This window comes from Polaribacter aquimarinus (genome assembly GCF_003129485.1).
Classification (GTDB): Bacteria; Bacteroidota; Bacteroidia; order Flavobacteriales; family Flavobacteriaceae; genus Polaribacter; species Polaribacter aquimarinus.
On sequence record NZ_QFFG01000003.1, the window covers coordinates 65,308 to 80,927 of the forward strand.

General features: G+C 30.4%; 13 protein-coding genes and 1 other RNA gene. 5 read left to right on the forward strand and 9 right to left on the reverse strand.

What is annotated here, in order from left to right:
• Positions 1–129 precede the first annotated feature (129 nt).
• From DIS07_RS07500 to DIS07_RS07520, 5 genes are all read left to right on the forward strand, one after another.
• Positions 130–570, forward strand: coding sequence for an RrF2 family transcriptional regulator (locus DIS07_RS07500; protein WP_109404635.1), 441 nt, complete (start codon positions 130–132; stop codon positions 568–570).
• Positions 571–575: 5 nt separating this feature from the next.
• A complete protein-coding gene (locus tag DIS07_RS07505) occupies positions 576–1,796 on the forward strand; it encodes a hypothetical protein (RefSeq protein WP_146190719.1) in 1,221 nt (406 codons plus the stop codon).
• 148 nt (positions 1,797–1,944) lie between these two features.
• Positions 1,945–3,549 (forward strand): OstA-like protein, encoded by a 1,605-nt coding sequence (locus tag DIS07_RS07510; protein WP_235869109.1) that lies wholly within the window; start codon positions 1,945–1,947, stop codon positions 3,547–3,549.
• A complete protein-coding gene (locus DIS07_RS07515) occupies positions 3,550–4,734 on the forward strand; it encodes an aspartate aminotransferase family protein (protein WP_109404637.1) in 1,185 nt (394 codons plus the stop codon).
• A 211-nt stretch (positions 4,735–4,945) separates the two neighbouring features.
• On the forward strand, positions 4,946–5,290 hold the full coding sequence (locus DIS07_RS07520; protein WP_109405050.1) for a hypothetical protein: 345 nt from the start codon (positions 4,946–4,948) through the stop codon (positions 5,288–5,290).
• Positions 5,291–5,431: 141 nt separating this feature from the next.
• On the opposite strand, the gene DIS07_RS07525 is transcribed toward DIS07_RS07520, so the two are convergent.
• The 9 genes from DIS07_RS07525 to DIS07_RS07560 all read right to left on the reverse strand — a co-directional run bounded on the left by DIS07_RS07525 (position 5,432) and on the right by DIS07_RS07560 (position 15,562).
• Entirely contained in the window at positions 5,432–6,334 is a 903-nt protein-coding gene (locus tag DIS07_RS07525; protein ID WP_109404638.1) for an anti-sigma factor, read from the reverse strand.
• Positions 6,335–6,410: 76 nt separating this feature from the next.
• Positions 6,411–7,082 (reverse strand): Crp/Fnr family transcriptional regulator, encoded by a 672-nt coding sequence (locus tag DIS07_RS07530; RefSeq protein WP_109404639.1) that lies wholly within the window; start codon positions 7,080–7,082, stop codon positions 6,411–6,413.
• Between the two features lie 226 nt (positions 7,083–7,308).
• Positions 7,309–7,578, reverse strand: a complete 270-nt coding sequence (locus DIS07_RS15175) for a hypothetical protein (protein ID WP_235869110.1) — start codon at positions 7,576–7,578, stop codon at positions 7,309–7,311.
• A complete protein-coding gene (locus tag DIS07_RS15180; RefSeq protein ID WP_235869111.1) occupies positions 7,553–7,690 on the reverse strand; it encodes a hypothetical protein in 138 nt (45 codons plus the stop codon). The genes DIS07_RS15175 and DIS07_RS15180 overlap by 26 nt, the downstream gene beginning before the upstream one ends.
• A gap of 184 nt (positions 7,691–7,874) precedes the next feature.
• Positions 7,875–10,142, reverse strand: a complete 2,268-nt coding sequence (locus tag DIS07_RS07540) for an aconitate hydratase (protein WP_109404640.1) — start codon at positions 10,140–10,142, stop codon at positions 7,875–7,877.
• A 189-nt stretch (positions 10,143–10,331) separates the two neighbouring features.
• Positions 10,332–13,112, reverse strand: coding sequence for a bifunctional aconitate hydratase 2/2-methylisocitrate dehydratase (locus DIS07_RS07545; RefSeq protein ID WP_109404641.1), 2,781 nt, complete (start codon positions 13,110–13,112; stop codon positions 10,332–10,334).
• 207 nt (positions 13,113–13,319) lie between these two features.
• Positions 13,320–13,623: RNase P RNA component class A (rnpB, locus tag DIS07_RS07550), an RNA gene on the reverse strand.
• Positions 13,624–13,814: 191 nt separating this feature from the next.
• On the reverse strand, positions 13,815–14,945 hold the full coding sequence (gene dnaJ, locus DIS07_RS07555; RefSeq protein ID WP_109404642.1) for a molecular chaperone DnaJ: 1,131 nt from the start codon (positions 14,943–14,945) through the stop codon (positions 13,815–13,817).
• A 68-nt stretch (positions 14,946–15,013) separates the two neighbouring features.
• Positions 15,014–15,562, reverse strand: a complete 549-nt coding sequence (locus tag DIS07_RS07560) for a nucleotide exchange factor GrpE (RefSeq protein ID WP_109404643.1) — start codon at positions 15,560–15,562, stop codon at positions 15,014–15,016.
• Positions 15,563–15,620 lie beyond the last annotated feature (58 nt).

The following is a 15,620-nucleotide window of genomic DNA, read 5'->3' on the forward strand; positions in this document are numbered from 1 at the left end:
TTTAGTTCTTTTAAAATAATAAAAGACAAAACTATCTTTTATTAAAGCAAATTTATAATAGTTTTAAAAAATAAAAGCTGATAATTATCATAATATTGTTATATTTAAATTACAAACTTGCAATCTTCTATGTTAACGAAATCAAGTAAATACGCAATAAGAGCAGTCTTATATCTAACCAATACTGGTTCGGTATATAATAAAATGGGTGCCAAGCAAATAGCTGAAAAATTAGAGATTCCTGCACCTTTTTTAGCAAAAACGATGCAAGAATTATCAAGGAATAAAATTATAACTTCTGTAAAAGGTCCTAATGGCGGTTTTTATCTTACTATAGGTAATAAAAAGAAAACATTATATGATATTATAGCCGCTATAGATAATATAGATAAGTTTGAAGAATGTTTTTTAGGTCAATTAGAATGCAATGAAGACAGACCCTGTGTTGTTCATCACTTATATACACCTTTTAAAAATAAACTTTTAACAAAGTTAAAAACAAAATCCATTTTAGAAATGGCAAAAGAATTTGATGCTAATAATAACATTTCAGATATTTTGAATTCTTAAGCATGATGTCTGCAAAAAAACAGATGCTCATTGCATTATTTTATTTATTATTAGCTTCATCTTTAGGAATACTTCTTCGTCTTTTTCCTGTTACAAATGTTGACGCAAATTATAAATATGTACTTCATACTCATTCACATATTGCTTTATTGGGTTGGGTATATGTGAGTTTAACATCATTAATTTATTATTTATTCATAAAAAAAACTGCACAAAAGAAATTTAGAAATATTTTTTATGCAACACACATTACCATTGTAGGAATGCTTTTTAGTTTTCCTGTTACTGGGTATGCTTTATTCTCTATACTTTTCTCTACTCTTTTTTTAATTTGTTCTTATTGGTTTTATTTCCTGTTTAAGAAATATCATCATTTAGAGAAAAAATCTTATATATATAAGTTTATAAATACTTCCCTAATTTTTATGACCGTTTCTAGTCTTGGACCTTGGGCATTAGGAATAATAATGAACACTTTAGGAAATACCTCACCCTACTACAAAAACGCAATTTATTTTTACTTACACTTTCAATATAACGGATGGTTTATTTTTTGTCTTTTAGGAATATTTATTTTTATTTTAGAAAAACATAAAATACATATTCACAATGAATTTATTTCTCCTTTTTACAAGTATATGGTTATTAGCGGTGTATTAACCTTGTTTTTATCTTTTTTGTGGATGAAACCAAATAAATTCTTATACTTCTTATCTGGGTTAGGAGTTTTATACCAATTATTTGCATTAGGAAAACTACAGCTTATCTTTAATAGTTATAAGATATTTATCATCAAGAAATTCACTCCTTCTGTATTCAAATTATTAAAGTTTATTTACTTTCTTTTTATACTTAAAATCGTTTTACAGACATTAACTATTTTTCCTTTTTTTGCTGAATTAGTATCCTATTTTACAGATTTTGTAATTGGTTACTTGCATCTCACTTTTTTAGGAATTGTAAGTTTAGCTTTATTTGTTTTCTTTAATGAATTTGGTTTAATTAAATTGTCAAAACTTGGGGTAAAAATTTACCTATTGGGCTTTATACTATCTGAAGTATTAATTTTTTATAAAGGAATTTGCAACTGGTTTCAATTGTCATTAATAAAACATTATTTCTTTATTTTAGTAATTGTTAGTTCATTAATGTTTTTTGGGGTTTCGACTATAATTATTCAGGGTTTAAGGCATTATTTAAAAAGAAAATTAGAAATTATTATTTAAACTAAGGGTAAAAAAAATATTACCCCCAAAAAAAAGTATAAAACACAAATTATTTTCTTTATAGAATAATAGTTAAATTATAATTTCACTTTTCTTTAATAGCTAGCGATAGACTTTTCATTATTTTTGCTAAAATCAAAACCTTATTTTGAAAAAAATATTTTTATTTATTGTCTTGTTACAAACATCTTTTATTTTTTCGCAAAACAAAAAGATAATTTATGAAGCTGAAATTCAAGAAGCAGATGAAAAAAAATATCCTGGGGCTACTTTACTAATTGGTAAAGTTAAAATGACTCATGAAGGAGCTGTCTTAACTTGTAAACAAGCATTATATTATAAAGAAAGAAATTTTTTTAGAGCAATTGGAAACGTAATTGTAAAACAAGGAGATACGATTACACAAACTAGTGACTATGCAGATTATGATGCAAATTCTAAGCAAGCATTATCTTGGGGAAATGTAGTTCTAAAAGACCCTACAATGACTCTAACTACTGATACCTTAAATTTTGATAGGTTAAATCAAAAGTTATATTACAAATCGTATGCAACCATTAAAGATGACACAAATACTTTAAATAGTAAAAACGGAAACTATTATTTAGAAAATAAAAAATTTACTGCTACTACAAAAGTTATTGTTATAAATCCTGAGAATAAAATAAATTCTAACCATTTAGATTACTATACTAATAGTGGTTTAGCTTATCTCTATGGACCGTCAACAATAACAAATACACAAAATCAGAATAAAATTTATTGTGAAAGAGGTTTTTATAATACAAAAACAGATATTTCTCACTTTGTAAAAAATGCAAAACTGTATTTAAAAGAAAGAACTGTAGAAGGTGATAGTTTGTATTATGACAAAAAAAATGGATTTGCATCTGCAACAAATAATATTCAAGTAATAGATACAGTTCAAAATCTTGTTACTAGAGGTAATTATGCTGAAATTTTTGAATTTAAAGACTCACTTTTTGTTGTAAAAAGAGCTTTAGCAATATCTATTGTAGATAAAGACTCCATGTTTGTTCACGGTGACACTTTATTAATTACCGGAAAACCAGAAAAAAGAATACTTAGAACATTTCATAATGTAAAAATCTTTAAGTCGGATTTACAAGGAAAGTGCGATTCAATTCATACCAATCAAGAAACTGGATTAACTCGAATGTTTAAAAACCCTGTTTTATGGTCGGAAAAAAATCAAATTACCGGAGACACAATTCATCTTTTATCTAATGTCGAAACCGAAAAATTAGATTCGTTAAAAGTTTTAAATAATGCTTTTATTGTTTCTAAAGATTCTATATCAGAAAAAGATTTTAACCAAATAAAAGGCAGAAATATGTTTGGTAAATTCGAAAAAAACAAACTTCGAACCCTACTAGTTAAAGGAAATGCTGAATCTATTTATTATAATAGAAACGAAGAAACCAATGAACTTGAAACCATTACTAAAGAAATTTCTAGTAACATAGAGTTTATTTTAAATAATGGTGAAATTGAAACTATTAAATATTTAAAAAAATCAGATGGAAAAACTTATCCTCCATCTATGTTTCCTGAAAACGATCGAAAACTTAATGGTTTTATTTGGAGAGAAGATGAACAACCCAAAACAAAAGAAGATATCTTTATAAACGATTCTAACCAAAAGAAAGATAATACTCCTAAAAATTACTTGAAAAAATCTCCCATCATTATTGATGAAAAAAAGAAAAATCTGCCTTTAAAAAAAGAATAAATGAAATCAGATTTTTTTAAATATCAAGCTCAGACTTCTCCACACCCACTTGCCTTAGAAATTTCTCATGCTAATGGAAGTTATATTTACGATTCTTCTGGAAAAGAATATCTAGATTTTGTAGCTGGTGTTTCAGCAAATAGTCTAGGACACAATCATCCTAAAGTTACTAATGCTATTAAAAACCAACTTGAAAAATACAGTCATGTAATGGTTTATGGTGAGTTTATTCAGCAATCTCAAGTTGATTTATGTAAGTTATTGGTACAAAAATCACCAAAAAGCTTAAATTCTGTTTATATCACAAATTCTGGGACTGAAGCTACTGAGGGAGCTTTAAAATTAGCAAAAAGAGTTACCAACCGTTTTGAAGTTATTGCTGCTAAAAATTCGTATCATGGAAATACAATGGGGTCCATGAGTGTTTCTGGTGTTGAAAAACAAAATGCCGCCTTTAGACCTTTAATTCCTGGCACAAAGTTTATTGGTTTTAATAATGAAGATGATTTAAAAAAAATTACACACAGAACAGCTGCAGTAATATTAGAAACAATTCAAGGTGGTGCTGGCTTTATAGAACCTAAAAATGATTATTTGTTAAAAGTAAAAAAACAATGCAATGATGTTGGAGCATTATTGATATTAGATGAAATCCAAACAGGAATTGGCAGAACAGGATTTTTTTGGGGTTTTGAGAACTATAATGTTACACCAGATATTATTATTACAGGTAAAGGTTTAGGTGGAGGAATGCCTATTGGTGCCTTTATTGCTTCATTTAACATGATGAATTTACTAAAAAATAATCCTAAGCTAGGTCACATTTCTACTTTCGCTGGTCATCCTGTAATGGCTGCAGCTGGTCTAGCAACTATAAGAGAAATAAGTTCTAAAAATTTAATATCTGAAAGTTTAAGAAAAGAAAAAATTATCAGAAAAAATTTACAACACAAAGCCATTAAAGAAATTAGAGGTAAAGGTTTAATGTTATCTGCTATTGTTGAAACTCCCGAATTGGCTGCTAAAATTATTCATAAGTGTTTAGAAAATGGTTTAATTCTTTTCTTTTTACTATTTGAAAATAGAGCTATTAGAATTACACCTCCACTAACAATTTCTGATACGGAACTTAAAAAAGGGTGCGCTATTATAAAGCAAGCTATTGACACCATAAAAAACTCTTAATTTTAAGAAGCTATATTGTACCTTTTTAGTATAATTTCACAGAACTTTACCCCATATACATAATTATATATAATAAAATTAACAAATCATTATTATATTCTTAATTTCAGTTAAATAACGTTAAGATTATATTAAAGGTGATGTTTTAGTGAAACCTTTTTTAAAAATGGTCGTCTTTCAGATATAAATGCAACCTAAAACAATTAATATCATGAAAAATTTAAAAACAATTATTACCGTAGTCGCAATTAGTTTATCAACTGTATTTTCTGCAACAGCAGTCGAAAAAAATCCATTAAAAAAAGAGAAAACCATTAGAACCGAAATAGTTTCTTTACTAGGAGATAATATTCCTTTTCAAATTAACCATTCTTGTAGAGCAGAAATATCTTTTATAATAAATAACAATAACGAAGTTGTTGTTTTGAACGTAGATTCTAAAATTGCTAAATTCGAATCTTTCGTAAAAAGAAAATTAAATTACAAAAAATTAAGTTTAAAAAACATAAAAAAAGGCGAAGTATACAGAATACCTGTAAAACTTAACGCAGCATAAAAAACAACTGGTTGGTTAGTTGGTGCCTATTGTAAACTTTTTAAGTTTCCATAGGCATTTTTTACAGAAAAGGGTAATTGTAAAAGCAATTACCCTTTTTTTTAATCAACCATTAACACTAAATAGAAGATTGTATTTCTGTTATCTGTTGACAGTACCAGATAAAATTGATTTTGGACCTACACCCATTGTTAAAACTGTATGATTAGCAGCATTAGCTGGTACTACATGTGCTAAAGGTTTTAATGTAAATGGAGTTGGACTGTTATCTGGACTAGGCTCTACAGAAATTACAACTGTTGCTCCTTTTAAATCTGTTGGGAAATTAACTCCAGCAGCAGAACCTATTAAATAATCTTCTCCAGGAAAACCTGGTCCATTTCCAGTAGTTCCTTTGTAAGGAGATGTTGTAGCATTATCATCTGCTCCTTCTGCAGTAGTAAAAGTTCCTGTACTAACAGGTGTTCCATTTAAAACAACCCATCCCTCATACTTCCATCCTGCAGATAATGTTGGTAAACCTAATCCTGCAACTGCTGGTGGAGCATTAGAGTTATCTAAAAACCAAACTCCACTTGCTTCATTAGTAGTGTCTGCATCTGTAGGAGTTGCTAAAATGTATTTTCCCCTAGATGCACCTAAAGTTTTAATAGAACCTGAATTATCTACAACAATATTATCAGAATTAACGCTTGCTGAATTTCCAGAAAAATCTCCTGCTAATAATTTTGTAGCAGCTGGTGCTAATGCTGCAGCTCCTGTTTCTCCTGCTGGCTCAATTGTTAATACAAACTTTGTAGCTGATTGTAAATCACTAATACCTACAGTGTAAGTTTGCGGAAAAGAAACACTTGTAAAAGTACCTGTACTTACCGGATTTCCATCTACAATTAACCATCCTTCATAAACATAATTAGAACCTAATTCTTCTAATCCTGTTAAGTCTATTGTTAAATTACCTGTTGTTGGTGCATTGTCATCGCTACAAGCAACAAATACGGTTGCTATGATAAATGCGATTACTAAATTTAAAACTTTTTTCATCTTAATAATTTTATATGTTAATGTTGATGACAAAGTTATTAGCTAAAGAAATGATGAAATGTTAGCTAGCGAACACTTATGCAGTTTTTTGAAAAATTCTTATCTCTTTTCTATTAAAATTGATGATATTTTCTTCTTTTAATTCATTCATGAGCACATTTAAGTTAGACCTGGAAGTACCAATTAATGATGCAATGTCTTTTTGAGTATAGGGATGCACAATTACTTTATCACCAGTTTTATCACAATCATAACCATATTCTTCACACAATTCTTTCATAAATTCTAAAAAACGTGTTCGGGTATCTTTAAATAAAATTAATTGTAATCTACGTTCTAACTTTTTAAAACGAAGCCCTAAAAACTTATATATTTTTAAACTGAAGGTTTTATTATCACGCATTAAATCGTGCATGGTCTCCACTCCTATTGGACATATTGAAGTTTTAGCATCTATAGATTGTGCAAATTCATTTCTTGTTTCTTCTCCTAAAATGGCTTTTTCTCCAAACAACTCTCCTTTTGTTAGAATTGCTTTCACAATCTCATCTCCTTCTTCTGTATAATAACCAATTTTTACTTTTCCTTTTTCTATTAAATAAATTTTATTGGCAGCATCTTCTTCAAAATAAACATAGTCACTTTTTTTATAGGAATCAAAAGTGTGACATTGCTTGTATTCTTTAAATTTATGAGGACAAAGAAGGTTGAATAAGTTTACATTGTCAAAAAACCAAATATTTTTCATATCAGATAACTTTATGATTACTAATATTAAAGTCTAAAAAGAAAGTTATTGCTTACAAAACATTAAAAATTAGATGGAATTTTTAGTAAAAAATTCGGATTCGGACAATTATCTTTATAAAATTCAATATTTTCTTTAGATGAAACTCCTGGGTAATCACCAATATTATTTTCTAAATCTTTAATAATTTGAAAGTGTAAATGTGGAGCATAATCACCATTTATAGTTACAATACCTTATCTCTAACTTTTATATTCTTAATAGAATTTAATGTTAAATCACCATAGAGTGTATAAAACCTATGAGAACCTATTCCATGTTTCAATATAATAGTAGGGCCATAATCTCCATAATTATTATTGTTTTTAAAACTATGAATTTCTCCATCTAAAACTGCTAAAACCTTTATGTTTTCTTTACACCATAAATCAATTATTAAATGAATATTTCTTTGATTATCTTTAGTTTGATTATTTAAAATAATCACTTCTATCATACAAATCTCTTTGTTCTAAATAACCTCCAAAAGCAACTTTAGCGTCACTTTTTTCTAAATAAGATTCAATATATTTTTCCCATTCTTTGGAAGAAGATGAATCAAAATCCAATAAATCTTTGTTGTTTTTAGAAATATCTATGTGTACATAATCTTCTAAGGAAATGAGTTATCTGTTAAAGGAATTGATTCTTTAGAAATATTATTTAAGAAATTTATAATGATTGTAGTATCATATTATTACAACAAAAAACTCTCAAATTGCTTTGAGAGTTTTAATTTCTAATTATTAAATATTAAGCGTTTTCTTTTTTAATTAAGTTTAAAGCAGAACCTTCATTGTACCAATCAATTTGACTTTGATTATAGGTATGATTAGCCACAATTAAATCTTTAGTTCCATCTGCATGAACTGCTTCTATTTTTAATGGTTTATCTGGCGCAAATTCATTTAAATCTAAAAAGTTAAATGTATCATCTTCTTGAATTAAATCGTAATCATATTCATTCGCAAATGTTAAACCTAACATACCTTGTTTTTTTAGATTTGTTTCATGAATTCTAGCAAAAGATTTCACCAATACAGCAGCAACACCTAAATGCCTAGGTTGCATAGCAGCATGCTCTCTTGAAGAACCTTCTCCATAATTATGGTCACCAACTACAATGGTTTTGATACCTGCTTTTTTGTAAGCCCTTTGAGTTGCTGGAACTGCATCATATTCTCCTGTTAATTGATTCTTAACAAAGTTTGTCTTTTTATTGAAAGCATTTACTGCTCCAATTAACGTATTATTTGCAATATTATCTAAATGACCTCTAAAGCGTAACCAAGGACCTGCCATAGAAATATGGTCTGTAGTACATTTTCCAAAGGCTTTGATTAATAGTTTTGCTCCAGTAATTGTATCACCTAGAGGAACAAAAGGGGTTAATAATTGTAATCTTTCAGAATCTTCTTTTACGGCAACCTGAACATGACTTCCGTCCTCTTCAGGAGCAATGAAACCATCGTCTTTTACTTCAAAACCTTTAGGAGGCAATTCCCATCCTGTTGGTTCATCTAACATCACTTCTTCACCATTCTCGTTGATTAATTTATCTGTAATCGGATTAAAATCTAAACGACCAGCAATTGCTACAGCAGCTACCATTTCTGGTGATGCAACAAATGCGTGTGTATTAGGATTTCCATCAGCACGTTTTGCAAAATTTCTATTAAATGAATGAATTATTGAATTTTTTGGTGCGTTAGCTGGATCAGAATACCTTGCCCATTGTCCAATACAAGGTCCACAAGCATTTGTAAAAATGGTGGCATCTAATTTTTCAAAAACACCTAAAATACCATCTCTTTCTGCAGTATATCTTACTTGTTCAGAACCTGGATTGATACCAAATTCTGCTTTTGTTTTTAATCCTTTATCTATTGCTTGTTGAGCAATGGATGATGCTCTTGATAAATCTTCATAAGAAGAGTTTGTACAAGACCCTATTAATCCCCACTCTACTTTCAGAGGCCAATCATTTTTATTAGCAGCTGCAGTCATATCTGAACCTGCTTTAGTTGATAAATCTGGTGTAAAAGGTCCGTTTAATAAAGGACTCAATTCTGATAAATTAATCTCAATAACTTGATCAAAATATTGCTCAGGATTTGCATAAACCTCAGCATCACCTGTTAGATAATCTTTTACTTCATTAGCTGCATCAGCAACATCATCTCTATCTGTAGCACGCAAATAACGTTCCATAGAATCATCATAACCAAAAGTTGAAGTTGTTGCACCAATTTCTGCTCCCATATTACAAATGGTACCTTTACCTGTACAAGACATTGAAGTAGCTCCAGGCCCAAAATATTCTACTATAGCTCCTGTACCTCCTTTAACCGTTAGTATATCAGCAACTTTTAAAATAACATCTTTGGGAGCTGTCCAACCAGAAAGTTTTCCTGTTAATTTAACTCCAATTAGTTTAGGGAATTTTAATTCCCAAGCCATACCCGCCATTACATCTACTGCGTCAGCACCACCTACTCCAATAGCTACCATACCTAATCCTCCAGCATTTACAGTATGAGAATCTGTACCTATCATCATTCCTCCTGGAAAAGCATAATTTTCTAAAACCACTTGGTGAATAATACCAGCACCTGGTTTCCAAAAACCTAATCCATATTTATTAGAAACTGATTCTAAAAAATTAAAAACTTCATTACTTGTATTTAATGCTGTTTGCAAATCTGAACTTGCTCCATTTTTTGCTTGAATTAAATGATCACAATGTGTGGTTGTTGGAACAGCAACTTTGCTTTTACCAGCTTGCATAAATTGCAATAAAGCCATTTGAGCTGTTGCATCTTGTAATGCAATTCTATCAGGAGCAAAATCGACATAATCTTTACCTCTTGTAAATGCCTTTGTTGGATTTCCACCCCATAAATGCGAATACAAAATCTTTTCCGCTAATGTTAAAGGTTTTCCTGTAATCTTACGAGCTGCATCAACACGTTCTGCAACGTTTGAATACACTTGTTTTATCATATCAATATCAAAAGCCATACATTAATTTTTTTAATGATTATTTAATAAGCCTAAGATACAAAATAATAAGACTATGGTAAAATTTGATTTTTGGTTTTTAAATGAAATTAATTATGGTTAAATAAAAGATATTGATAAATGACAGTCCATAAAAAAAGTCCAAATCTTAAGATTTGGACTTTTAAATATTCTTAAACAATTGAAAGATTATCTTACCAATTGTTTTTGTGATGGTTTAAACTTAGTTAAAACAATACCATCTACTGCAGCTTCATATTCTGCCATAGTAGGAGTTCTACCTAAAATTGTAGACAATACTACTACTGGAGTTGATGATAATAAAGATTCTCCTTTTTTCTCACCAGAATCTTTTACAACACGTCCTTGGAACAAACGTGTAGATGTTGCCATTACTGTATCTCCTGGTTCTGCTTTTTCTTGGTTACCCATACAAAGGTTACAACCTGGACGCTCTAAGTACAACATATTTTCATATTTAGTACGTGCTAAACCTTTTGGTGCACTATCATCAAATTCAAAACCAGAGTATTTTTGCAATACTTCCCAGTCTCCTTCTACTTTTAGTTCGTCAACAATATTGTATGTTGGAGGTGCAACAACTAATGGTGCATTAAATTCAACTTTTCCTTTTTGAGCCTCAATGTTTTTTAACATTTGAGCTAATATTTTCATATCTCCTTTATGAACCATACATGAACCAACAAAACCTAAATCTACCTTTTTAATTCCTCCATAATATGATAATGGGCGAATAGTATCATGCGTATAACGTTTAGAAACATCTTCATTGTTAACATCTGGATCCGCAATCATTGGTTCAGCAATTTCATCTAAATCAATAATAACATCAGCATAATAATTTGCATTAGCGTCAGGTCTTATAGCTGGTTTAATACCAGTTTTTAATTCAGTAATTCTAGTATTTGCTTTATCAACTAAACCTTGTAATACTTGCTTTTCGTTATCCATACCCTTATCAATCATAATCTGGATACGACCTTTTGCAATTTCTAAAGATTCGATTAAAGTATCATCTTCAGAAATACAGATAGAAGCTTTGGCTTTCATCTCTGCTGTCCAATCTGTAAAAGTAAATGCTTGGTCAGCAGTTAATGTTCCTATATGAACTTCAATGATACGTCCTTGGAATACATTTTCTCCTCCAAACTGCTTCAACATTTGTTGTTGTGTTGCGTGCACTACATCACGAAAATCCATGTAAGGCTTCATATCACCTTTAAAAGTAACTTTCACTGATTCTGGAATTGGCATTGTTGCCTCTCCTGTTGCTAATGCTAAAGCTACGGTTCCTGAATCTGCTCCAAAAGCCACACCTTTGGACATACGTGTATGTGAATCTCCACCAATAATGATGTCCCAGTCACCTACTGTGATATCATTCAATACTTTATGAATTACATCTGTCATTGGGAAATATTTCCCTTTTGGATCACGACCAGTAATTAAACCAAAGTCGTTCATAAACTGCATAAGTCTTGGGATATTCGCTTTTGACTTATCATCCCAAACAGAAGCTGTATGACAACCTGATTGGTAAGCACCATCAACAATTGGAGAAATAACAGTTGCTGCCATCATTTCTAACTCTTGAGATGTCATTAAACCTGTAGTATCTTGAGATCCTACAATATTAACTTCTACACGCACATTAGACCCTGCATGTAATGTTTTTCCTGGTGTAGTTCCAACAGCATTTTTGTTGAATATTTTTTCAACAGCTGTTAAGCCTTGTCCTTCTATTGATACTTCTTTTGAAGGTGCATATACCTGAGGAACATCAATTCCTAAAGCTTTACAAGCAAAAGTTTGTAATTTTTTACCGAAAACAACAGCATATGACCCACCTGCTTTAATGAACTCCATTTTTGGAGGTGTTAATGCTGTAGAAATATCTTTAACGGCTTTACCGTCTTTGTATAATTTTTTCTCTTTTGTATTAATGGTAAGAACTGTACCAGTTTCTACAGAATATACTTGTTCTAAAACCGGTTCTCCATCTGCATCATAAACAGTTTTACCGTTTTCATCTTTTTTTGTTACCCAGTTTTTTAAATCTATTCCAATTCCACCAGTAACTCCCACTGTAGTTAAGAAAATTGGTGCAATACCATTTGTACCAGCAATTACTGGAGCATAATTAATAAATGGAACATATTTGCTAAATGGAACACCTGTCCATAAGGCTACGTTATTAACTCCAGACATTCTTGAAGACCCAACGCCCATAGTTCCTTTTTCAGCTACTAACATCACACGTTTATCTGGATGTTGCTCTTTTAAAGCTAACACTTCTTTTTGCATGTCTTTGTTATGCTCAAAAATACATTGCCCATGTAGTTCTCTATCTGATCTTGAATGCGCATCTGCACCAGGGGATAATAAATCTGTAGAAATATCACCAACACCAGCTATGTAAGTTACGATTTCAATTTCTTCATCTACTTCTGGAAGTTTGGTAAAGAACTCTGCTTGTGCGTAACTTTCAATGATATCTTTTGAAATTGGACAACCTTTTTTCATGGCATTTTCCAATCTTTCAGTATCAGCTTCGTATAAGAAAACCTGAGTTTTTAAAACTTCTGCAGCTTTCTTAGCAATATCAAAATCTTTTTGATCTAACACTAAGTCAAGTAACACTTCAATTGAAGGACCACCTTTCATATGAGATAATTGTTCTAAAGCAAAATCTGAAGAAATTTCTTTAACAATTGATTCACCAAGAATAATCTCTTTTAAAAAGGTTGCCTTTACACCTGCAGCACTTGTGGTACCTGGTAACACATTATAGATAAAAAAGTTAAGAGAATCCTCTCTATACTCATTATCCTCATCTTTAATTTGTTCAATGATTGCGCTTAACAAATCTGCACCATCAATTGGCTTTGGATGTAAACCTAGACCCTTTCTGTCTTCAATCTCTTGTAGGTAATCTTTATAAATACTCATTAATGAAATCTTTAATACTATTAACTTTTGATAAAAAGTAGTGGTTAATTATAGTGTACAAACTTACATTTTTTAACTCAGTTTTGAAAGATAAATAATAGATTGGAGCAATTAATGAATAAAAAAAAGTTATTACTAAAAACAATGAATTAAAATCAACAAAAAGCCTGTTTTTTTAATTTATTTTGAAGATTTGATAAATAAATATAAAAAAGCAGACTAATAAGCCGAATTCTGTATCCTTAAAAAGGTTCTTATCATTTATCTAGTTCTAAAATTACTCTTAGAATCCATCTGCCTACCCTTTAGAATCGAGCGAGTAACCCTCAAAATCTAATTTACATGGCATTGCACCGCATAGAGTTTACCTGGTTTCACTACAGCCTAACTGTACTTGCTTTCTGTTGCACTTGTCCTCAACTCACGTTGGACGGATGTTATCCGCTATGCTACTCTTTGGTGTCCGGACTTTCCTTCACATTAAAATGTGACGATAAGATAAGTCTGCTATTTTCTATATTAATGTAAAATTACAATTCTTAATCATAAAAAAACCCACTCAAAATTTGAGTGGGAAAAATTGCTATGAAAAAGAAAAAGTGTTGCTGATAAATCAACAACAATACAAATATAGCTTAAAAAGTGTTACAAAAAACTTTTTTTCAAAAAAAAAATCACTTTTTTAAATTTCTTAACATAAGTTTATGAAAACATATCTTTTACCTTTTCAAAAAAGGACTTGTCAGATTTGTTCGGATTTGGTACAAAATTCTCATTTTCAGACATTTTTTCAAAAAATTGTCTTTGTTCTTTATTCAATTCTTGAGGTGTCCAAACATTAATATGAATTAAAAAGTCTCCTGTTCCATAACGCTCAATACTTGGCAAACCTTTTCCTTTTAAACGTAAGATTTTACCTGATTGCGTACCTGCCTCAATTTTAATTTTAACCTTACCAGTTACAGTTTCTACTTCTTTACTTGTTCCTAAAACTGCTTCAGAAAAGTTTACATATAAGTCGTAATGAATATTTGTGCCTTCTCTTTTTAAAGTTTCGTGAGGAATTTCTTCAATTAACACTAATAAATCACCAGCAATTGAGTTTTTACCAGGAGCTTCATTACCCTTACCTCCTACTTTTAACTGCACTCCCTCGGTTACACCTGCAGGAATATTGATAGATACTGTTTCTTCTTCAATAATTAAACCTTGTGCATCTGCACCATTAGGTTTACTATTCATTATTTCTCCAGCACCAGAACACATTCCACAAGTAGTTGCAGTTTGCATTCTTCCTAAAATAGTATTAGTCACACGCATTTGTTGACCAGAACCATTACAAGTTGTACAGGTTTTATAAGTAACTCCGTTTGCTTGAACTTTTCTACGAACTTTAACTTTCTTTTCAATTCCTTTTGCAATTTCTTCTAAAGTTAATTTTACACGAATACGCATATTACTTCCTTTAACTCTAGCTTGACGCTGGCCTCCTCCGCCAAAACCACCAAAGCCGCCACCGAAACCACCACCTCCAAAGATGTCTCCAAATTGACTGAATATATCATCCATATTCATTCCGCCACCACCGAAGCCACCTCCTTGAGGTCCATCAAAAGCAGCGTGACCATATTGGTCATATCTTGCTTTTTTGTTTTCATCACTTAAAACTTCATAAGCTTCTGCAGCTTTTTTAAAGTTTTCTTCAGCTACTTTATCATCTGGATTTTTATCTGGATGGTATTTGATAGCCATCTTTCTGTAGGCTTTCTTTATTTCTGCTTTTGATGCAGATTTTGATATCCCTAATACTTCGTAAAAATCTTGTTTTGCCATAATTTTTCAATTATCAATTAACAATAATCAATGATCAGTGGTAATTGTACGTTGTTAATTGTAATTAATTATTGTCCGATAACCACTTTTGGGTAACGAATTATCTTATCTCCTAACTTATATCCTTTTTCTACACAATCGATTACTTTACCTTTTAAATCTTCTGAAGGTGCAGGAATTTGTGTAATCGCTTCGTGAATTTCTGCATCAAAAACATCACCAGCTTTGGTTTCTATTTTTGATAATCCTTTTTGCTCTAAAGTGTTATAAAATTTATTATAAATTAATAGAACACCTTTTCTTAATTCTTCTGCTTCTTTATCTTCTTCTATATGTGACAAAGCGCGTTCAAAATCATCTATCACTGGCAGTAAAGATGTCATTACTTCTTGACCCGCCGTTTTAAACAGCTCTATTCTTTCTCTAGAAGTTCTTTTTTTATAATTTTCAAACTCGGCAAATAAACGTAAAAACTTATCTTTTTCTGCTTGAATTAACTCTTCAGCAGTAGGTTCTTTTTTCTCAACAACTTCCTCAACCTCTTGATTTTCTTCTACTTGAATATTTTCTTGCTCGTTTAGTATTTCTTCTTCTTTTATATTTTCTTTCTTACTCATTTCTTTGTAATCGTTAAATTGTATACAATTTATTGGCAAAAATGTTGCCAACAAAAAA